A 20,642-nucleotide genomic window follows, 5' to 3' on the forward strand; every position below is an offset into this window, starting at 1 on the left:
ATCGAGGAAGACCTGACCACGAAGTACAGCGCGCGCGAGAGCTGATACACCCGCGAACGGCCACATCGGGACTGCCAGAGGCATCCGATGTGGCCGTTCGCAAGTGATCTGGGTGTGCGCTAGTGGCCCAGGCGTCCGCGGCCCAGGCGCAGGAGCAGCATCGCGAGAGTGTGGCCTTCCTGGCCCAGCTCGTTGAATCGTTCTAGGACCTTCATCTCGCGGCTGTGCACCAGACGCGGACCACCCGATGCCATCCGGGTACGGCCGATGATCTGGGAGACCTCGGAGCGGCGTTTGATGGCCGCGAGGATCTCGGCGTCGAGACGGTCGATTTCTTTCCGTAGTTCGTCGATCTCCGCCTCACTCTGGGGGATCTCGACGTCTGTCGGAGCAGTTTTTACAGTATCGACAGTATTTCCATGGGGGGCTGCAGCCTGGGTGCTCATTGCTATTCGTCTCCTCTTCCTACTGCGTGGATCGTGGTCTCGGCTCGGGTCGTTACCGATCCAGGCACACTGACGAAAATGCCCCGGATCCGATTCGGACCAGGGGCGGGTGAGCTGTTCAGATCACGTGCACCGAGGTCCGGGGCACGTAAAGTAACGCCACAGCGGGCCGACGGGGTCGGCCGTGTTGTCGCGAACGGAAATGCTGAACATAGCGTCCAGTTTGCCATGCTCGACACAGGTAATCCAAGTGCCTCTACCAGCAGGTGGACGCACTGACGACCGTGTCGGTGGACGCCGGTAGCGTGGACAGGCGATGAACACGTACCCAGCACTCGGTGAGCACGACGGACATTCCCAGCACGACGGGGGCGGCGCGCGGGGACACGACGCGGGTTCGGACGCCCTCCTCGAGGGTCTCAACCCGCAACAGCGCGAGGCCGTGGTCCATGCCGGTTCGCCGTTGCTGATAGTCGCGGGCGCCGGCTCGGGCAAGACTGCAGTGCTGACGCGTCGCATCGCCTATCTGTTGGCCGAACGGGGTGTCACCCCCGGTCAGATCCTGGCCATCACGTTCACCAACAAGGCTGCGGCCGAGATGCGCGAGCGTGTGGCAGCTCTTGTCGGACCGCGTGCCAACGCCATGTGGGTCTCGACGTTCCACTCCAGTTGCGTGCGGATCCTGCGAGCACAGGCGGCGCTCCTGCCCGGTTTGAACTCGAATTTCTCGATCTACGATTCCGACGATTCGCGTCGACTGCTGACGATGATCTCGAAGGACCTCGAGCTCGACACCAAACGATTCTCCGCGCGGCTTCTCGCTACGCATATCTCCAATCTGAAGAACGAACTCGTCGGACCGGAAGAGGCGGTTGTCGCAGCCGATCAGGATCCGGCCGAACTTCCGCGACTGATCGCCAAGGTCTACGGCCACTACCAACAGCGGTTGCGTGCGGCGAACGCACTCGACTTCGACGATCTCATCGGTGAGACCGTCGCGCTTCTCCAGGCGTTTCCCCAGATCGCCGAGTACTACCGCCGCCGCTTCCGTCACGTGCTCGTCGACGAGTACCAGGACACCAACCACGCGCAGTACATGCTTGTGCGTGAACTGGTCGGCGGAGCCGGAGAGTCCGACCACGCCGTTGCCCCGGCCGAACTGTGCGTCGTCGGTGACGCCGATCAGTCGATCTACGCATTCCGCGGAGCCACTATCCGCAACATCGAAGAGTTCGAACGCGACTACCCGGATGCTCGGACCATCCTTCTCGAACAGAACTACCGTTCGACGCAGAACATTCTGTCTGCGGCCAACTCCGTGATTTCCAAGAACACCGGCCGACGAGAAAAGCGTCTGTGGACCGATTCGGGTGAAGGCGAACTGATCGTCGGCTACGTTGCAGACAACGAGCACGACGAAGCATCGTTTGTCGCCTCGGAGATCGATCGGCTGGTGGACCAGGGCGAGACCAAGTTCGCCGACATCGCGGTGTTCTACCGGACCAACAACTCCTCACGCGCGCTCGAGGAGATCTTCATTCGACTCGGAGTGCCGTACAAGGTGGTCGGCGGCGTTCGCTTCTACGAGCGCAAGGAAGTTCGGGACATCGTCGCGTATCTGCGCGTCCTCGCCAACGAGGACGACACCGTGAGCCTGCGACGCATTCTCAACACGCCCCGACGCGGTATCGGTGATCGAGCCGAAGCCTGCGTCGCCGTGCACTCCGAGCACCGCAACATCAGCTTCGCCGCCGCTCTCCGTGACGGCGCGGAAGGCAAAGTGGCGCTGCTCAATACGCGGTCACAGAAGGCCATCGCGTCGTTCCTCGAGATGATGGACGGGCTGCGGGCCCTGCTACCGACAGCAGCCGCCGACGAGGACGAACCGTTCGAGCTCGGTGACATCGGTGAGGTTGCCGAGGCGGTGCTCGAGCGCACCGGCTACCGCGCCGAGCTTGCGGCGAGCAGCGATCCGCAGGACGGCGCGCGACTCGACAACTTGAACGAACTCGTCAGCGTGGCAAGGGAATTCAGTTCCGACGCGCGAAACGCGGCCGGGCTGATCGATCCGGACGACGAGGAAACCGCAGCAATGCGTGAAGGCGAACCCGATCCGGGTTCGCTTGCCGCCTTCCTCGAACGGGTATCGCTTGTCGCCGACGCCGATCAACTGCCGGACTCCGACGACGGCGTCGTGACCATGATGACGCTTCACACCGCCAAGGGCCTCGAGTTCCCGGTCGTCTTCGTCACCGGTTGGGAGGACGGGCAGTTCCCGCACATGCGCGCCCTCGGTGATCCGGCGGAGTTGTCCGAAGAGCGTCGACTTGCTTACGTCGGCATCACCCGTGCCAGGCAGCGCCTGTACCTGACGCGCGCGATCATGCGTTCGGCGTGGGGGCAACCGATCCAGAACCCGGCGTCGCGGTTCATCCAGGAGATCCCGGAGGACCTGATCAACTGGCGCCGTGAGGATCCGGGCACCGGTGGCGGATTCGGAAGCGGCAGGCCGGGTTACGGCAGCGGAAGTCGCTACGGCAGCCAGGGCGGCCAGGGATACGGCGGCGGGCAGAACTACGGGGGAGGGTCCGGCAAGGCCGCGTCGACTCCCAGTTTCGGTGCCGCGCGTGGCCGCAACAACGTTCTGGTCCTCGCCACGGGTGACCGCGTCAGTCACGACAAGTACGGTCTGGGCACCGTGTTGGAAACCAAGGGCACTGGCCCCACCGCGACGGTCACCATCGACTTCGGTAGCGCGGGCAAGGTGCGGTTGATGCTCATCGGCGGTGTGCCGATGGTGAAGCTGTAGAAGACAGGCATAAACTTCCGGCCCGTACCTGGAAAGGTGCGGGCCGGAAGTTTTTCATCAGAAGCGTTGGGCTTGCGATCAGTCCTGCTCGACGCCGAGGCTGATGCCGCGTGAGGCGAGCCAGGGGAGGGGATCGATCTTGTTCTCGCCGGCGAGATGAACCTCGAAGTGAAGGTGCGGGCCGGTGGAGAAGCCGCGGTTGCCGACAGTGGCGATCTGGTCGCCGGCCATGACCTGCTGACCGACCGTGACGGTGGACGTGTCGATGTGGCCGTAGACGGTGATCGTTCCGTCTGCGTGCTGCAGGCGTACCCACATGCCGAACCCGGAAGCCGGACCTGAATCGATGACCTTGCCGTCGGCGACGGCGACGATGGGCGTCCCGATCGGGGCGGCGATGTCGACGCCGGCGTGCAGGGTGCCCCAGCGGGTGCCGAAGTTGGACGTGAACGTGCCCACTGCCGGCAGGACGAACAGCGGGCGACGGGCAGCGGCTTCGCGTGCTGCGCGCTCGTCACTGAAACGCTGGCCCTTGGCAAGCAGGTTGCTGAACTGGGAGAGGTCGGTCGGCGCTGCGACGTTGAGGACCTGCGGAGCGTCGGCCTCGGTGGTGGCTGCCGTGGAGGTGGCCGGAGCGAACTGAGCGGCCTGCGGTTCTGCGGTGGTACCGATCGCGGAGGACTCGTTGGCGAGTGCAACTTCCGAGTGGTCGGCGGCAGAAGAGGAACCGTCGTTGACAACTGCCTGGCCCGCGGCGACAACCGCGCCGGCTGCAACTGCCAGAACGGCGGCGCGGCCCTTGAGAGCGGAGGGAGGGGTGGGGAGTCGGTGAGCACCGCTGCGGCGAACCGGAGATTCGACATCGACTGTCGGTGCGGAGGAGGCGTAAGTGGGGGTGCTGATCACGTCGGACTCGACGAACTCGTGAGAGTCGGAATCTGACGACGTGGAGGATGAATTTCGAGTGAACATATCGGTAGAGATCTCAGAACTTTTGGTCTCGGTGTAACGCCTGGCCGAGTGCGTTGGATAAGTGGTCGTGACCTCGTCTGGAGCTGAGTTCGAGAACCTACTAGCGGTGAACTGGCTGCGGTGATGCATATGCCGGTTCTCTCCTCGAGTTCGTGATCAGCCCGTGACTTAGACCGACTGACGGTAACGAAATGATTGCGATGGGCGCAAGCCGTAGCGGAAACCTGTCCGATTATGTGACGTGCCTCACAGATTGACCTGGGAATATGTCGATCCGGGCAAAACGGACGAATCATCTCGTTTCGTGATCACGCGTGTCACAACCGGATCACCGGTCCATTCAGGCACTACCGTCGATCGAGTGTCCACAACACCTGGAACTACGTCGCAGGCGCGTTTCGACGACCCCGGAGTGAAGTCCGGGGCGCCACTCGCGGCGGTAATCGGACTGCTCGGTGCCGTCGGAGTGGCAGCCAGTCCCGTCGTCGGAGTCGGGAGTGGCCGCGGGGTCGACACGACGGGGGCTCTTGCTTCTGTCGCTCTCTTCGCGGCCGTCTGCACGATCGTCGTGCCGCTGGTTGCGGTGCTCACCTCGGGGCGCAGGCCCGCCTTCGCAGGTGGACTCCTGGCAGGTATCGGCGCGGTGTCCCTCGGCGCGGCGATCCTCGACGTTCAGTTGTTCGTCGACGCAATCGATGCAAACCGCTTGGACCTTTTCCGTCCGATTTCGGCGGGTTCGATCGATGCGGGTCCGGGCGCTTATCTCGCGCTCGCGGGCCACGGACTTCTTGTGGTGTCTGGTGTCCTCGGCTTCATGGTCGTCCATCGTGAATCAGAGCGGGACGGATACGGCAGCGCTCGCGCCGCGGAATTCGACGGGCGATCGGTTGGCGGGCGGATCGGTGGGTGGCCGACAGCGCTGCTGATTCTGGCCGCGGTGGTGTTCGTGCTCTCCCTGTTCGGTCCTTCCTTCAGTTCGCAGGATCCGATCTTTCTGGTCAAACCGCTCGTCGACTCGGCGGCGGCTACCGCCGTCGGTACGGGATTGGTCGGCGTCGCGGTACTCGTTGCGGTCGCGGCGGCATTGACGTCCATCTCGCTACCGGTGGGCTGCGGCGCCCTGATCGGTGTCGGACTCGGCGCACTCGCAGTCAGTGGAACCAGGGTGATGGCTGGGTTCGCGGCCGGCGATCGGATCGGCGTCGGTTCGGGATCGGTGGTCGGGGCACTGGCCGCCGTGGTCATCGCCGTGATCGGCGTTTCAGCTCCCTACCTCGCTTCCAGGCGTGAAAAAGATGCGATTCCCGCTGAAAGTGTGGTTCGCGCACCCGCGAAGACGACAAAGGGTGCGCTGAAAGCGGCGATGGTGGCTCAGTCCCGGGCGGCGCAAGCGCGGGTGAACAGACTTCACCGCGTTGCCGGTATCGGCGCAGTTGTCACCGCAGCAGTGGCAGCCCTGGGGGTGGCACTTCCGGTCCTGTCGTTGCCGGAGAACATCCCCGAACCGTCCATGCTCTCGTCTCGAGTTGTCCTGCTCGCGGCTGCTGTACTGCTGGTCGCCGGTCTGGGCTTGTTCGCCCCGGGCCGCGCCGCGGTGGTGCGGCCGGCCGTCGGCGTGTTGTGGACCACGGTCGTGATGGGAGTCGCCGCTGTCATGCAGTCGGCGGTCATCGCGACGGACGTACCAGGCGTCGGGTTGGGGGCCGGTGCCTTCGTGCTCTGCGGCGCGGCTTTCCTCGCTGCGGCGACGGGACTGCTCGTCTGGCTGGCGGGAAGCGCCGAGCGTGAGGATGTCGACAGGTCGGTAGGTGGCGGTTCGCGAGGGCTGGTGCTTCTCGTCGGTGGGATCGGCGCCGTCGCTGTCCTGATCGGAACCGCGCTTCCCCTCTATCAGGGCGACGCCTATACGGCGGCCTCAGTTCTGGAGTGGCCGTGGGGAATTGACGTCTGGGGTCAACTGCTCGTCGGCGTCACCGTCGTGATCGCCGCTGTGATCGCAGCGTCCGCGCGGCCGTCGCGGGGCGCGGCATTGCTGATCGGATCTGCCGTGGCAGCTCTGGTGTACGTCGGTGAGTGGCCACTCACGTCATCGCGCATATCGGACGCAACCGTGGGGGTGGGTGCGATCACAGCGGCCACGGGCATAGTGTTGCTTCTCGTTGCAGCGTTCTCGAGCGCAAGAATCAGTGAGACTGATGCTTGACAAATTCGGTGTGGCCACCTTGCCGAATCGGTGAGGCGTGCCTCATCGGGCAATTGCGCGTGACTTGGGCCACATAGCATCAATGCGGGCGCAAACCGAACGCGGCAACTGGTTAAAGTCCAGAACAGACCCGCTCCTACCCCTCGAGCGGGTGACAACGCAGACGAGACGGTGAGCAGATGGATCTCTTCGAATACCAGGCGAAGGAACTCTTCGCCAAGCACGGAGTGCCGACTTCGGCTGGACGTGTTACAGACACAGTCGCCGGCGCACGCGAGATTGCCGAAGAAATCGGTAAGCCCGTGATGGTGAAGGCACAGGTCAAGGTAGGCGGCCGCGGCAAGGCCGGTGGCGTCAAGTACTCGCCCGACGTGGATGCCGCAGTGGCAAACGCCGAGGCAATCCTGGGCCTGGACATCAAGGGCCATGTCGTCAAGAAGCTGCTGGTCGCAGAGGCAAGTGACATTGCCGAGGAGTACTACATCTCCTTCCTGCTCGACCGCACCAACCGCACCTACCTGGCCATGTGCTCGGTAGAGGGTGGCGTCGAGATCGAGGTCACCGCCGAGGAGAACCCCGACGCTCTCGCCAAGATCCCCGTCGACGCAGTCAAGGGCGTCGACCTCGCGTTCGCGCGCAGCATCGCCGAGGCAGGAAAGCTGCCCGCAGAGGTGCTCGACGCAGCGGCCGTGACGATCCAGAAGCTGTGGGAGGTCTTCATCGGCGAAGACGCACTCCTCGTCGAGGTCAACCCCCTCGTTCGTACGCCTGACGATCAGATCCTCGCCCTCGACGGCAAGGTCACCCTCGACGAGAACGCAGCGGTCCGTCAGCCCGGCCACGAGGCATTCGAGGATCGCGACGCTACCGATCCCCTCGAGCTCAAGGCCAAGGAAAACGACCTCAACTACGTCAAGCTCGACGGCGAGGTCGGAATCATCGGCAACGGCGCAGGCCTGGTCATGTCCACCCTGGACGTCGTCGCATACGCCGGCGAGAACCACGGTGGCGTCAAGCCCGCCAACTTCCTCGACATCGGCGGCGGAGCTTCCGCTGCAGTCATGGCTGCCGGCCTGGATGTCATCCTCAACGATGCACAGGTCAAGAGCGTGTTCGTCAACGTCTTCGGCGGCATCACCGCGTGTGACGCAGTTGCCAACGGCATCGTCGGCGCACTGAAGACCCTGGGTGACGAGGCCAACAAGCCGCTCGTCGTTCGCCTGGACGGAAACAACGTCGAAGAGGGTCGTCGCATCCTCGCCGAGGCCAACCACCCGCTGGTCACGGTCGTCGCAACCATGGACGAGGCCGCCGACAAGGCCGCCGAACTCGCTCACGCAGCGAAGTAAGGGACTCACAGAACAATGGCAATCTTCCTCACCAAGGATTCAAAGGTCATCGTCCAGGGCATCACCGGCGGCGAGGGCACCAAGCACACCGCTCTGATGCTCAAGGCCGGCACCCAGGTCGTCGGCGGCGTCAACGCTCGCAAGGCCGGCACCACGGTCTCGCACGTTGCAGCTGACGGTTCCCCTGTCGAGCTCCCCGTCTTCGCGACGGTCGAAGAGGCAATCAAGGAGACCGGCGCAGACGTCTCCATCGCATTCGTTCCCCCGGCCTTCTCGAAGGACGCCATCGTCGAGGCCATCGACGCGGAGATCCCGCTCCTCGTGGTCATCACCGAGGGCATCCCGGTTCAGGACTCCGCTTACGCTTGGGCGTACAACGAGTCCAAGGGCAAGAAGACGCGCATCATCGGACCGAACTGCCCCGGCATCATCACCCCGGGTGAGGCCCTCGTCGGCATCACGCCCGCCAACATTGCAGGCACCGGCCCCATCGGCCTGGTCTCCAAGTCGGGCACCCTGACCTACCAGATGATGTACGAACTCCGTGACTTCGGCTTCTCCACCGCCATCGGCATCGGCGGCGACCCGGTCATCGGAACCACCCACATCGACGCCATCGAGGCGTTCGAGAAGGATCCCGAGACCAAGGTCATCGTGATGATCGGTGAAATCGGTGGCGACGCGGAAGAGCGTGCAGCCGATTACATCAAGGCCAACGTCACCAAGCCGGTCGTCGGCTACGTGGCAGGCTTCACCGCTCCCGAAGGCAAGACCATGGGCCACGCCGGTGCCATCGTCTCCGGTTCCTCGGGAACTGCTCAGGCAAAGCAGGAAGCTCTCGAAGCTGCAGGCGTGAAGGTCGGCAAGACGCCGTCCGCTACCGCTGCTCTCGCTCGCGAGATTCTTCAGTCCCTGTAAGGGGCTTCGCCCCCGTGCGTGGTTAGGGAGTCTCCGGACTCCTTAACCACGCACAGTGGTATCGACCCACATCGACCCGGCAGGTTCCAACTGCCCGGCACCGGATGTGATGGATGCGACGATCGAATCGAGATCATCGGCGTCACCGGCGGCGAGCGTCATCACCGCCTTCGATCCATACGTAGTTCCGAGCACCGAGACGCCCCGCGCTCTCAGCTCCGCTTCCACCCGACCGGCCTCTGAGTGCCGGATCGCCAAAGTGCGCAGGACCTTTCTCTCCCTGGCCACAAGCTCGGCCGAATCGAGAGCCACCGAGACCGCTCCCGAATACGCGCGGACCAATCCACCGGCGCCGAGCTTGATTCCGCCGAAATAGCGCGTGACGACAACAATCACATCGACCAGATCTCGAGACTTGAGAACCTGAAGCATCGGCACCCCGGCAGTGCCGCCCGGTTCACCGTCGTCGTGTGCACGTTCGACGCGTGAGTTCGCCTCGTATCCGATCACGAAAGCCGAACAATGATGGCGCGCATCGGGATACAGCGATTTCTGCTCCGCGACGAACTCCGTGGCGGCTTCGGCGTCGTCTACTCGGTGAAGCGCGGCGATGAATCGTGAGTGCTTCACCTCGGTTTCGACGACGTGGTCGGCGCCGGGCGCGAGGGTAAAGGGCATCTGCCCATTGTCTCCTGTCGGTGTTAGCGTGCGAAGTCGAGACACATACGCTGGTAACCATCGAAGACCGTCTACGAGGAGAAGTCATGACGTTCACGCCGCAAGGGCCCAGCTTCGGGCCACCGAATCAGCCGGCAGCGGGCGGTGGAACCAAGAATCTCGGATTCATCCTGCTCATCGCCGTCGCGGCACTCGGCCTGATCAATTTCCTGCTCGGTTTTGCGCCTTTCACGTCGATCAGTGGAAGCAGCAGCGGCATCGGTAGCGGCCTGGACACCAGTTCGAGCTTCTTCGAGTCGAGCATCTACGGCCTCGGATTCGTTTTCGCCGGCGGTGTGGTCGCGGGCGTATCGCTACTCCCGAAGCAGTCGTATGCGGGCATTGCCGCAGCGCTCACCCTCACGGGTTTCTTCGCTTTGGTGTTCGCCGCTTTCTCCGTCGGTACCAGCGACTACGTCGACATCAGCCTCGGTTGGGGCCTGATCATCGTGCTGATCCTCTCGTTCGTGCAGACCGTCGTCGCAGTCGCCGCGTTGTTGTTCGAGATCGGAATCCTGAAGGCTCCCGCGCCGCGTCCGGTAGCTCAGCAGTACGGTCAGCCGCAGCCTTACGGCCAGGCGCCGGGGCAGGCGCCAGGTCAGCCACAGGGATACGGACAGGCTCAGTACGGCCAGCCTCAGCAGGCTCAGCAGCCGGGCCAGTACCAGCAGAATCCGCAGTACGGGCAGGCGCAGCAGCAGGGATACGGGGGAGCGCACGCCGCCCCGGTCGACCCGACCGCTTCGCAGCCGCCTTACGGCCAGACTGCGTCTCCCTACGGTCAGAACCCGGTGCAGAATCCCGGACAGACCGACTCGTCGGCCGCGACGACGTCGTCTTACCATCCGCTGACCTCTCAGCCCGCGAGTCAGCCGAACCCGAGTTACTCGTCGGATCAGTTCACCGCTCCACGCGGTTACGGCCAGCCGTACAACCAGCAGCAGACTGGCTCGACCGAGCAGCCGACGGGCTTCGAGCCGCCTACCTTCGAAGCGCCGACGCCGTCTGCGGAACCTGACCAGGGCAGCAGCGATTCCGCGGCCGAGACCAAGGTCTTCGGCTCGCAGAACCCCGACGAGCGTCAGCAGTAGTACTTCTTCGTTTCACGAACATGAATGTGGCCTCCGACCCGCTGCGGGTGGAGGCCACATTCCGTGAGCCCGACGGCGCGCCTGAGTGCGCGGCGCACTGTCGAGTGAAACCCTCGAGGGGATGAGTTCTTTGATTGATGGCACCCGGTCCCGTCCCACGTCCTCACGACCCGGACGTGGTCGTACTGGCAGCGGCCGCGTCGGCGGCGGTCGCCCGGGACCGAACCCGGACCTGGCGCGCAAGCTGCTGACCGTCGCCTTCCGACCGTCGGGCCTGACGATGCTGCTGATCGCGGCTGTCGTCGTGGTCACCTTGGTATCGGCGAGCAGCGACCTGACCGGAACCTTCGGCGCCATTGCCACCACCTGGTTGGTCATCCACCAGGTGCCGGCGACTATCAGCGGCGTCCAACTCGGTGTACTGCCATTGCTTCCGACGGCCGTCATGATGTGGGTGGTTGCACGCCGATGCGCGTCGACTGCGGTGCACACCGACTCCCGTGACGACACCCTCCGCCTGGTGGGGGCGGCAGTAGCCGGGCCGTTGACTATCACGGCAATCGCTCTCGCCGTTGTCGCCGACGCCTCCGCGGCAATTCCGCTGTCGAGCCCCAACACGTTGGCCGCTTTCGGCTGGGTTGCCGGGATTCACCTGATCGCCGCGTCCGTCGGTGTTGCTGCTGCGCACTGGGATCGCGTCGTCGCCGAGATTCCGCCGTGGGCATCTGCCGCTGTTCGTCCGGCCGCGGCCGCGTCGGCAGCGCTGCTGGCTGCGGGCGCCGTGGCCGTTGTGGTGTCGCTACTCGTGTCGTGGTCGACGGTCGGTGACCTACTCGCACGCGGCAACGGGTTTGTCGGCGTACTGGGATTGACGGTGTTGTCGCTGCTCTACCTGCCGAACCTCGTGGTCGGTGCAGCCGCGGTGATGACGGGATCGACGGCCGATTTCGGAAACGTCTCCATCAGCGTGTTCGGCAACATCGGTGGAGATCTGCCACCCTTGCCCCTTCTCGGAGCGGTTCCGGAAGGCGTCGCCGGCGGAATCTGGCCGGTGCTGTTGGTCGTTCCGGCTGCGGTGGGTGTGATGCTCGGCCGTGATTGCGCTCGACGCATCGCCGGGCAGGACAGTGTGCTCGCAGTGCTGACGGCAGCTGCCGGTGCCGGCGTCGTCATGGCTCTGCTTGCCATTGCTGCGGGGGGAGACCTCGGGCAGTTCGGCACCGTCGAGGTCCTGTGGTGGGGCTTCGGTCTTCTGACTTTTGCGTGGCTGGGATTGTTCGGAACCGTCTCGGCGCTGTTCGCGATGTGGTTCTCACACCGCGGACACATGAAGGACGAGGTTGCGCCGCCGACGGCTGAACCGGCTCGAGCATCCGAGCCCGAACTTGCGATCACGGCCGCGGCCACAACGGATGGCGAGGACGACGAAAATGCCGACGAAGTGCTCGCCCAGGAATCTGCGGTGGTAGTGACCAAGGTCGTCGAAGCCGAAATTGTCGAAGAATCAGGCGAACCCGTGCAGGTAGTGACAGAGGAAACCGTCGAGATCGAAGTAGTCGACGCGGAGGTTGTCGCGGCACCCGAGGCGGACCCCACAGCCGGGGCCGAGCCGGAGACCGACCTGCCCTCGAAGCCGCAGGAGTCCAGCGACTAGGCTGTCATGCGGCCGATACTCCGGCCGCATCATCTTCCAGTTCTCAGGAGTAGTGCGCTGACTGCCTCGGCCGACAATCCGCAGCCGACAATGCCCGACAGGGTCCAATTTCGCGACTCTGTCGCGCGGGTAGTCGTACTCGCTTCCGGCGCGGGAACCCTGCTGACTTCGCTGATCGACGCTTCGCATGCCGAGGGATACCCCGCCGAGATCGTTGCCGTCGGTGTAGATCGTGACTGCCTCGCCGCCGAGCACGCTGCGGATTCGAAGATCCCGTCCTTCAAGGTCTCGATCAGGACCTACGAAAATCGTGCCGCCTGGGACGAGGCGCTGACAGCAGCAGTGGCCGAGTACGAACCCGATCTCGTGGTCAGTGCAGGCTTCATGAAAATCCTCGGCCCCAGCTTTCTCGAGCGTTTCGGCGGCCGAATCATCAACACTCATCCCGCGTTGCTGCCTGCCTTTCCCGGCGCGCACGCGGTTCCCGACGCTCTGGCGTACGGCGTGAAGGTCACCGGTTCCACGGTGCATCTCGTCGACGGCGGAGTTGATACCGGGCCGATCTTGGCGCAGGAAGCTGTGCCGGTGCACGACGACGACACCGAGTCTTCGTTGCATGAACGCATCAAAATTGTGGAGCGACGGTTGTTGGCGGACGTCATCGCCGCTGTTGCTACGCGCGGAGTGGTTTCCGATGGACGAAAGGCCGTGATCCCCAGTGAGTGAACGCAAGGCTGTGCGCCGTGCACTTGTCAGCGTCTACGACAAGAGTGGTCTGATCGAGCTGGCCACGGGCCTGCACGAGGCCGGTGTCGAGTTGGTCTCGACCGGTTCGACCGCGTCGAAGATCGCCGACGCCGGAATCCCCGTGACGCCGGTCGAGGCTCTGACCGGATTCCCGGAATGCCTCGAAGGCCGTGTGAAGACGCTGCATCCGCGCGTCCACGCCGGCGTTCTCGCCGATACCCGCAAGCCGGATCACCTCGCTCAGCTCGAGGAACTCGGCATCGCGACCTTCGAATTGGTTGTCGTGAACCTGTACCCCTTCACCGAGACGGTTGCCTCGGGCGCTAGCCCGGACGAGTGCGTCGAGCAGATCGACATCGGCGGCCCGTCGATGGTGCGTGCTGCAGCCAAGAACCATCCGTCGGTTGCCGTCGTGGTCGATCCGGCTCGTTACGCCGACGTCCTGACTGCCGTTGCCGGTGGCGGATTCACCTTGCGTGAGCGCACTGTGCTTGCAGCGCAGGCTTTCCAGCACACTGCGTCGTACGACGTCGCTGTTGCGAGCTGGATGACGAGCACGATCGCCGCTGACGAGGACGGCTCGCTGTTCCCGGCCTGGGTCGGTGCTACCTGGAACCGCAGCGCTGTTCTTCGCTACGGCGAGAACCCGCACCAGGACGCTGCGCTGTACGAAAACCCGGCTGCGCCTGCAGGTTTGGCTCAGGCGGAGCAGTTGCACGGCAAGGAGATGTCGTACAACAACTACACGGACTCCGACGCAGCGTGGCGCGCAGCGTACGACTTCACTGATCCGGCCGTCGCAATCATCAAGCACGCCAACCCGTGTGGCATCGCCATCGGCACCGACATCGCCGACGCCCACCGCAAGGCGCATGCATGCGATCCGGTCAGTGCTTTCGGTGGTGTGATCGCTGCCAACCGCGAGGTCACCGTCGAACTGGCCGAGCAGATCGCCGACATCTTCACCGAGGTCGTCATCGCGCCCTCGTACGAAGACGGAGCTGTCGAGGTTCTGCAGCGTAAGAAGAACATTCGTGTTCTGAAGGCAGCCGCTCCGACCGCTACCGGAATCGAACTGCGTCCGATCTCCGGCGGTACCTTGCTCCAGCAGCGCGACGTCCTGGACGCCGACGGCGACAACCCGGCCAACTGGACCCTCGCCAACGGTGAGGCTGCCGATGCCGAGACTCTCGCTGACCTCGAATTTGCTTGGCGCGCCAGCCGTTCGGTGAAGTCCAACGCGATCCTGCTGGCCTCCGGCGGTGCCTCTGTCGGCGTCGGCATGGGCCAGGTCAACCGCGTCGACGCAGCGCATCTGGCTGTTCAGCGAGCCGGTGACCGCGTCGTAGGTTCGGTTGCAGCTTCGGACGCGTTCTTCCCGTTCCCTGACGGTCTGCAGGTGCTGCTCAACGCCGGCGTCAAGGCTGTTGTGCAGCCGGGTGGTTCGGTTCGCGACAACGAAGTGATTGCCGCAGCCAAGGAAGCCGGTGTCACTCTCTATCTGACCGGTGCGCGCCACTTCGCGCACTGACTCCTGCCTCGGTAGCGGGCCTCGACTCCTCAACGGGAGTTCGGGGCCCGTTCTGCATTCAGGCCGCCCGGGTCTTTCAGGCGGCGCTGCTGTGGGTGCCCTGGAGTTCGCGGGGTGAGCCGGTGATCACGACGCGTGAGGCTCCGCGACTGCGGATCTCGCTGATCAATGCGCCGAGGGTAGCTTCGTGGGCCGCATCGGAGTGTGAAAGATCCAGGGTGACGGCGTATCCGGTGAGGTCACCGGGCAGATCGACATACGGCGGCGCGATGGACAGTTGGTTGACTCGAAGTTTCATGTGGTGCTCCTGCGTGTGAAAGGTAAAAGAAAAGGCACCCGAGGCGTTTGCCCTGGGTGCCCGAGAACGAATCCGGTGAAACTGGGGATCATTCTCGGGGTACACCGCGCTTGTTGCCCATGTGCTTGGCCGACATTGCGGCCGAAAAAATGTGCTTGTCTACGGTGCAGCTGCGCCACGAAGGTACGGATACGACGTGCGGGTGTAGCGACATGATGTCCGTTCCTTTCTGTGTGGCGTTGCTGGTTAATGGATGACCGTACAGCACGGATCGAGGGTTCGCACCAATAAAAAGCGCCGCGAACGTAAACTCCGGGTGACTTCTGTCCCCAGGTTCGCTGGATTGAAAGAGTCTTCATTGCAGGTCAGGCGTAGAAAGCAGAATTCCCTCCGCGATGGTTCGCGGAGGGAACTTTCTACCTGAAAAAGAGGACGTTCGGTCTGTACGTGATCAGGAGAACGAACGGACCCACGCTGTGAAGGGCTCCGAGAACTCTGCCGAGTACGGAAGCGGCGCGACGTAGTCGGCACCGGTGGACTGTTCGTCGCCGATGTCCTTGAGTACGAAGTTGGCGTTGCGCATCCGCACGGAAGTCAGCGCTGTATGTGAGAGCGCGGCGTCGAGTGCCGCGACATCGGCGGGAATGACTTGGATGTCCTTGTCCGAGCAGCTCGTGAGAACGGGCATGCCCGCCGGTAGCGCCGCCACGAGCGCAACCGGGTCCAATGCGTCTTCCTCGGCGAGTGCCTTGGCGTTGGCGTGGACGAGTCCCGCATTCTGCAGCGGCTCGGGCAGGTCATCCGGAACAGTGCCCTCGGATCGCAGCGACTCGACGGCATCGGCGAGCGCGACGCGCAGTTCGTCAGCCAGTTCGACCGGCAACTGACCGGCGCCGACGACCGCATCGAGCTGGCGGTGAATCTGCGTCGTGAGTAGATCGAGAAGTCTGACGCTCAGTGGCTCGAGCAGTGCGAGGGCACTGACTCTGGCGCCCTCCTTCGCGGTGGCGAGAGCCAGTGCGACTACGGCGCCGTCGCTGTGTCCGACCACGAACAAGCGCTCGGGATCGACGCCGGGTTGCCCGGCGAGGTAGTCCAGTCCGTCGGAGGCGGCGTCGACAAAAGTGTTGAAGCCGAGATCGGCGATGTCCTCGATGTCGTAGTCACCGAGGGCGGTTTCGCCGCTGCCGAGCTTGTCGTAACGCAGGCTTGAAATCCCTTTTTTTTCAAGAAGATCCGCGATGAACCGCAGAGTTCCGATGTCGCCTTCGAGGAGGGCGCTGTCGCCGTTGCGATCGGTGGGGCCGCTGCCGGCCAGAATCAGCGCGGCCGGGGCAGGGGCGTCGGGTGAGGCGGCCAGGCGAAGACTCCCGTACAGGGTGACGTCGCCGGATTGGAACGAGATCTCGGTGTCGGACATGACGACTTGTCTACCAGGTCGGTGCGGTCAGGCGGTGCGCAGACTCCGGACACGACGCCAGCCACGCCAGCTGAACCACAAGAGCGCGGCGAGCAGGGGAATGATCAGGAGCGGCAAGATCATCGCGATCAAGGAAGTGAAGAAAGTCAGCACATCCTCGATGACGGAGACGACGGGATTCGCCAGTCCACCGGTAGTGGCCGTACTGACCGCGCGAGTGCCGGTCTGCGCGGCGCTGAACGTCAACGCCGTCGGCGCTCCGACGATGATGCCCGCCAACGCGGCCATCGCAGGGTCGAGATGACTGAATGCCGCCCAGGCGGCGATCACTCCGGCAATCGGTCCGGTGACGTTCCCGATCACCGAGAGTGCGTTGTCCACGAACGGAATGAGGTCGGCACCCAGTTCGACCACCGCGGCGATTGCCAATGCGACCAGCGCGCCGGTCGATCCGATCCACCGCATCGACTCGCCGACGGTGATCCCGAACAGTTCGAAGTGGACGGCAGCGCTGAGCATCAGCAGCGGCAGGAAGGTTCGCATTCCGGACGCTGCGGCGAGTCCGAGGCCGAGCATGGCCGGCAACACCCAGGTATCCATGGGTGGAGTTTAGGTCTACTGTGCGCCTTTATTAACCGCCGGCGGTTAATAAAGGCGCACAGCAAAGTCTCGGAAAGGACCTTTCATGGCGACACACCCGCAGCCGATGTTCTTCCTCAACCTGCCCGTCAAGGACCTCGGCAAGGCCACCACCTTCTACGAGGGCCTCGGATACTCCAAGAACACGCAGTTCTCCGACGAGAATGCGTCGTCGATGGTCATCAGTGACACCATCGTCGTGATGCTTTTGGCCGAGCCCTTCTTCAAGACCTTCACCACCAAGGGCATCGCCGACACCTCGACGTCGACGGAAGCGCTGCTCGGTCTCTCGGCCGAGACCCGTGAGGCCGTCGACGCCCTCGTCGACAAGGCGCTCGCGACCGGCGGTTCCGAGGGAAACGCGACGCAGGATCACGGCTTCATGTACAGCCGCAGCTTCCAGGATCCCGATGGCCACATCTGGGAAATCATCTGGATGAATCCCGAGAACATCGAGGGCTGAGCGACCGAACTTGCTCGGCGAGAGGCGAAACCCCGAAAACACTCGTAGCGTGGAGTGGTGACTGTCGCAAAAACCCTCGGAGAGCTACGCGCCTCCGGACACGTACAGCGAAGTGTCAAGGAAGAACTACGAGAGAATCTTCTCGCCGCGTTGCGGGACGGCCGTGACCCCTGGCCCGGGATAGTCGGGTTCGAGGACACGGTCGCCCCGCAACTCGAGCGGGCGCTGATCGCCGGCCACGACGTGGTTCTGCTCGGCGAACGAGGTCAGGGAAAGACGAGGCTGCTTCGCACTCTCGGGCTCCTGCTCGACGAGTGGACGCCCGTCATCGAAGGCTCGGAACTGGGGGAGCACCCGTACGAGCCGATCACCCCGGCTTCGATACGTCGAGCCAAGGAGCTGGGCGACGACCTCCCGATCGCCTGGCGCCACCGCAGCGAGCGGTACTCCGAGAAGTTGGCGACGCCGGATACCTCGGTCGCCGACCTGATCGGCGACGTCGATCCGGTCAAGGTTGCCGAAGGCCGGAGCCTCGGCGATCCGGAGACCATTCACTTCGGCCTCGTGCCTCGCGCGCATCGCGGAATCGTGGCCATCAACGAGCTTCCCGACCTCGCCGAACGCATCCAGGTCTCTTTGCTCAACGTGATGGAAGAGCGGGACATCCAGGTCCGCGGGTACACGCTTCGGCTTCCGTTGGACGTTCTTCTGGTCGCGAGCGCCAACCCTGAGGACTACACCAACCGCGGGCGCATCATCACACCACTCAAGGACCGCTTCGGCGCCGAGATCCGTACTCACTACCCCGTCGAGTTGGCGGGCGAGATCGCGGTGATCGAGCAGGAGGCGCACCTGGCCGCGGAGGTGCCCGACTACCTTCTCGAAATTCTTGCCAGGTTCACGCGCTTGCTACGCGAATCCACCTCGGTGGATCAGCGATCGGGTGTGTCGGCACGCTTTGCCGTCGCCGGCGCGGAAACCGTCAGTGCAGCGGCGGTACGACGCGCGGCGGTGCTCGGCGAGGCCGATCCTGTTGCACGGCCCGTCGATCTCGAGTCCGTGGTCGAGGTTCTTCGCGGCAAGGTCGAGTTCGAATCCGGTGAAGAGGGACGGGAACTGGAGGTGCTCGAGCACCTGCTGCGTCGCGCGACGGCCGATACGGTTCGGGTACGTCTCGGCGGGATCGACCTGGGGATGCTGGTTGCTGCGGTGGAGATGGGCAACACGATCGTCACCGGTGAATCTGTCACGGCCAAGGCATTTCTCGACGAGCTTCCGGACCTCGAGGTCCTGGACGAAGTAGCCGAACGTCTCGGTGCGCAATCCGACGGCGAGCGTGCCGCCGGTGCCGAACTTGCCCTCGAAGGGCTTTACCTCGCGCGCCGGATCTCCAAAGATCAAGGCCCGGGCGGCCGCTCGGTGTATTCGTAAGGGGCAGTGATGATCCACAATCCGCGGTACGGGCCTTACGACGGTGGCCCCGATCCGCTCGCGCCTCCCGTGGATCTGCGCGAGGCCCTGGCAGCAATCGGCGACGACGTGTTGTCGGGCACGTCGCCGCGCCATGCCCTCCGAGAGCTCCTGCGCCGAGGCAACCGGGACATGCGCGGGCTCGACGACCTTGCCGCCCAGGCGAACCGGCGTCGACGCGAGTTGCTGCGCCGCAACAATCTCGACGGAACTCTCGACGAGGTTCGCAAGCTTCTCGACAAGGCGGTGCTCGAAGAGCGCAAAGAACTGGCACGTGCTCTCGACGACGACGCACGATTCAACGAAATGCGGATCGAGGAGTTACCGCCGTCGACAGCTCAGGCCGTGCAAGATCTGGCCGACTACAACTGGCGCAGCGAACAGGCTCGCGCGGATTACGAGAAGATTCGTGATCTGCTCGGACGTGAGGTCCTCGATCAACGCTTCTCAGGAATGAAGCAGGCACTCGAGGGCGCTACCGACGAGGATCGTGAGCAGATTCGCCAGATGCTGGCAGATCTGAATCAACTGCTCGACGCGCACTCTCGGGGTGTCGACACTCCGGAGCAGTTTGCGGAGTTCATGGACAAGCACGGGCAGTATTTCCCGGACAACCCGCGCAACGTCGACGAACTTCTGGATTCGTTGGCGCAGCGCGCGGCGGCCGCACAACGATTGCGTAACTCGCTCTCGCAGGAGCAGCGTGACGAGTTGGATGCGTTGGCGCAGCAGGCGTTCGGCGATCCGAGCCTGATGAGTGAGCTGAGTCAACTCGACCAGTTCCTTCAGGCGGCTCGGCCGGGTGAGGACTGGGAAGGTTCGCAACAGTTCCGCGGCGACAACGGAATGGGGTTGGGTGAGGGGACCGGTGCCCTGCAGGACATCGCCGAGCTGGAATCGCTGGCAGATCAACTGTCGCAGCAGTATGCGGGCGCAGCGCTCGACGACATCGACCCCGAGCTACTCGCGCGGCAACTCGGCGACGAAGCCGCCGCTGATGCTCGCACCCTGGCCGATCTCGAAAAGGCTTTACAGGAACAGGGTTTCTTCGATCGTGCACCGGATGGTCAATGGCGCTTGTCGCCCAAAGCCATGCGACAGCTCGGACAGACTGCTCTGCGCGATGTCGCCGGGCAACTGTCGTCGCGAACCGGTCAACGCGACACGCGTCGGGCAGGTGCGATGGGCGAACCGACCGGAGCTTCCCGCGAATGGGAATTCGGGGACACCGAACCGTGGGACGTCACGAGAACCATCACCAACGCCGTCCTGCGTGACCCGGGCCGAATGCCGGTGCGGCTGAGCGTCGTCGATGTCGAGGTGGCCGAAACCGAACAGCGCAGTCAGGCTGCGGTTGCTCTCCTGGTGGACACGTCGTTCTCGATGGTGATGGAAGATCGCTGGGTGCCGATGAAGCGCACCGCTCTGGCACTCAATCATCTGGTGAGTACGCGATTTCGCAGCGACGAACTCCAGTTGATCGCCTTCGGACGCCACGCGCACGTGCTGAGCCCGTCGGAGCTCGCTGGTTTGGACGGCGCGTGGGACCAGGGAACCAACCTGCACCACGCACTGTTGTTGGCGGCCAGGCATCTTCGACGCCACTCCAACGCACAGCCGGTGGTACTGATCGTCACCGACGGTGAGCCGACGGCTCATCTCGAAGCGGACGGAGAAGCCAGGTTCGACTACCCGCCGAGTGCGCGAACCCTCGGTTTGACGGTTCGAGCACTCGACGCGGTGGCCAGGCTTGGCGCCAAGGTCACGTTCTTCCGCCTCGGTGAGGATCCAGGTCTGGCCAGGGTGGTCGACCGGATGGCGCACCGTGTGGGTGGACGCGTCATCGCGCCGGACCTGGACGGCCTCGGCGCTGCGGTCGTGAGTGACTACATGCGAGGTCGCCGCTGATTCCGGC

The 20,642-nt window shown here is 64.1% G+C and carries 17 protein-coding genes; 11 read left to right on the forward strand and 6 right to left on the reverse strand.

Going from position 1 to position 20,642, the window contains the following annotated elements; genetic code table 11:
* Window positions 1-119: 119 nt before the first annotated feature.
* On the reverse strand, window positions 120-446 hold the full coding sequence (locus RWT78_RS13485; protein WP_003946362.1) for a chorismate mutase: 327 nt from the start codon (window positions 444-446) through the stop codon (window positions 120-122).
* 316 nt (window positions 447-762) lie between these two features.
* On the opposite strand from RWT78_RS13485, the gene pcrA reads away from it, so the two are divergent.
* Entirely contained in the window at window positions 763-3,255 is a 2,493-nt protein-coding gene (gene pcrA / locus RWT78_RS13490; protein ID WP_003946394.1) for a DNA helicase PcrA, read from the forward strand.
* A 78-nt stretch (window positions 3,256-3,333) separates the two neighbouring features.
* On the opposite strand, the gene RWT78_RS13495 is transcribed toward pcrA, so the two are convergent.
* Window positions 3,334-4,356: a M23 family metallopeptidase gene (locus tag RWT78_RS13495; protein WP_030534879.1), complete on the reverse strand. Its 1,023-nt coding sequence runs from the start codon at window positions 4,354-4,356 to the stop codon at window positions 3,334-3,336.
* Window positions 4,357-4,588: 232 nt separating this feature from the next.
* Here RWT78_RS13495 and RWT78_RS13500 point away from each other — a divergent pair, with 232 nt between their 5' ends.
* From RWT78_RS13500 to sucD, 3 genes are all read left to right on the forward strand, one after another.
* Window positions 4,589-6,430, forward strand: a complete 1,842-nt coding sequence (locus RWT78_RS13500; protein WP_314676158.1) for a hypothetical protein — start codon at window positions 4,589-4,591, stop codon at window positions 6,428-6,430.
* Between the two features lie 179 nt (window positions 6,431-6,609).
* The gene (gene sucC / locus RWT78_RS13505) at window positions 6,610-7,779 is read left to right on the forward strand and encodes an ADP-forming succinate--CoA ligase subunit beta (protein WP_314676159.1); all 1,170 of its coding nucleotides are present in this window, start codon (window positions 6,610-6,612) and stop codon (window positions 7,777-7,779) included.
* A gap of 15 nt (window positions 7,780-7,794) precedes the next feature.
* Complete coding sequence (gene sucD / locus RWT78_RS13510) at window positions 7,795-8,697, forward strand: succinate--CoA ligase subunit alpha (protein WP_003946432.1); 903 nt, start codon at window positions 7,795-7,797, stop codon at window positions 8,695-8,697.
* A 42-nt stretch (window positions 8,698-8,739) separates the two neighbouring features.
* Here the strand turns inward: sucD and RWT78_RS13515 are convergent, their stop codons facing one another.
* Window positions 8,740-9,375 carry a YigZ family protein gene (locus RWT78_RS13515; protein WP_003946418.1) on the reverse strand — a complete coding sequence of 212 codons (636 nt, stop codon included), beginning with the start codon at window positions 9,373-9,375 and terminating at the stop codon, window positions 8,740-8,742.
* A gap of 86 nt (window positions 9,376-9,461) precedes the next feature.
* Between RWT78_RS13515 and RWT78_RS13520 the strand changes: the two genes are divergently transcribed.
* From RWT78_RS13520 to purH, 4 genes are all read left to right on the forward strand, one after another.
* Window positions 9,462-10,505 (forward strand): DUF5336 domain-containing protein, encoded by a 1,044-nt coding sequence (locus tag RWT78_RS13520; RefSeq protein WP_054826650.1) that lies wholly within the window; start codon window positions 9,462-9,464, stop codon window positions 10,503-10,505.
* Window positions 10,506-10,626: 121 nt separating this feature from the next.
* Window positions 10,627-12,159, forward strand: coding sequence for a DUF6350 family protein (locus RWT78_RS13525; RefSeq protein WP_314676163.1), 1,533 nt, complete (start codon window positions 10,627-10,629; stop codon window positions 12,157-12,159).
* 6 nt (window positions 12,160-12,165) lie between these two features.
* Window positions 12,166-12,885 (forward strand): phosphoribosylglycinamide formyltransferase, encoded by a 720-nt coding sequence (gene purN, locus RWT78_RS13530; RefSeq protein WP_399551879.1) that lies wholly within the window; start codon window positions 12,166-12,168, stop codon window positions 12,883-12,885.
* A complete protein-coding gene (purH, locus tag RWT78_RS13535) occupies window positions 12,878-14,437 on the forward strand; it encodes a bifunctional phosphoribosylaminoimidazolecarboxamide formyltransferase/IMP cyclohydrolase (protein ID WP_003946407.1) in 1,560 nt (519 codons plus the stop codon). The genes purN and purH overlap by 8 nt, the downstream gene beginning before the upstream one ends.
* Window positions 14,438-14,513: 76 nt before the next feature.
* On the opposite strand, the gene RWT78_RS13540 is transcribed toward purH, so the two are convergent.
* The 3 genes from RWT78_RS13540 to RWT78_RS13550 all read right to left on the reverse strand — a co-directional run bounded on the left by RWT78_RS13540 (window position 14,514) and on the right by RWT78_RS13550 (window position 16,755).
* Window positions 14,514-14,735, reverse strand: coding sequence for a hypothetical protein (locus tag RWT78_RS13540; protein ID WP_003946391.1), 222 nt, complete (start codon window positions 14,733-14,735; stop codon window positions 14,514-14,516).
* A 451-nt stretch (window positions 14,736-15,186) separates the two neighbouring features.
* A complete protein-coding gene (locus RWT78_RS13545) occupies window positions 15,187-16,155 on the reverse strand; it encodes an alpha/beta fold hydrolase (protein WP_314676166.1) in 969 nt (322 codons plus the stop codon).
* A gap of 27 nt (window positions 16,156-16,182) precedes the next feature.
* A complete protein-coding gene (locus RWT78_RS13550) occupies window positions 16,183-16,755 on the reverse strand; it encodes a DUF4126 domain-containing protein (RefSeq protein WP_007727593.1) in 573 nt (190 codons plus the stop codon).
* 85 nt (window positions 16,756-16,840) lie between these two features.
* On the opposite strand from RWT78_RS13550, the gene RWT78_RS13555 reads away from it, so the two are divergent.
* The 3 genes from RWT78_RS13555 to RWT78_RS13565 are packed head-to-tail and all read left to right on the forward strand — an operon-like array spanning window position 16,841 to window position 20,635.
* A complete protein-coding gene (locus RWT78_RS13555) occupies window positions 16,841-17,257 on the forward strand; it encodes a VOC family protein (protein WP_314676169.1) in 417 nt (138 codons plus the stop codon).
* A 54-nt stretch (window positions 17,258-17,311) separates the two neighbouring features.
* Complete coding sequence (locus RWT78_RS13560; protein WP_102999408.1) at window positions 17,312-18,688, forward strand: ATP-binding protein; 1,377 nt, start codon at window positions 17,312-17,314, stop codon at window positions 18,686-18,688.
* A gap of 9 nt (window positions 18,689-18,697) precedes the next feature.
* Window positions 18,698-20,635: a VWA domain-containing protein gene (locus RWT78_RS13565; protein ID WP_041815135.1), complete on the forward strand. Its 1,938-nt coding sequence runs from the start codon at window positions 18,698-18,700 to the stop codon at window positions 20,633-20,635.
* Window positions 20,636-20,642: the final 7 nt, after the last annotated feature.

The sequence above is a fragment of the uncultured Rhodococcus sp. genome (assembly GCF_963525155.1).
GTDB lineage: Bacteria > Actinomycetota > Actinomycetes > Mycobacteriales > Mycobacteriaceae > Rhodococcus_F > Rhodococcus_F qingshengii.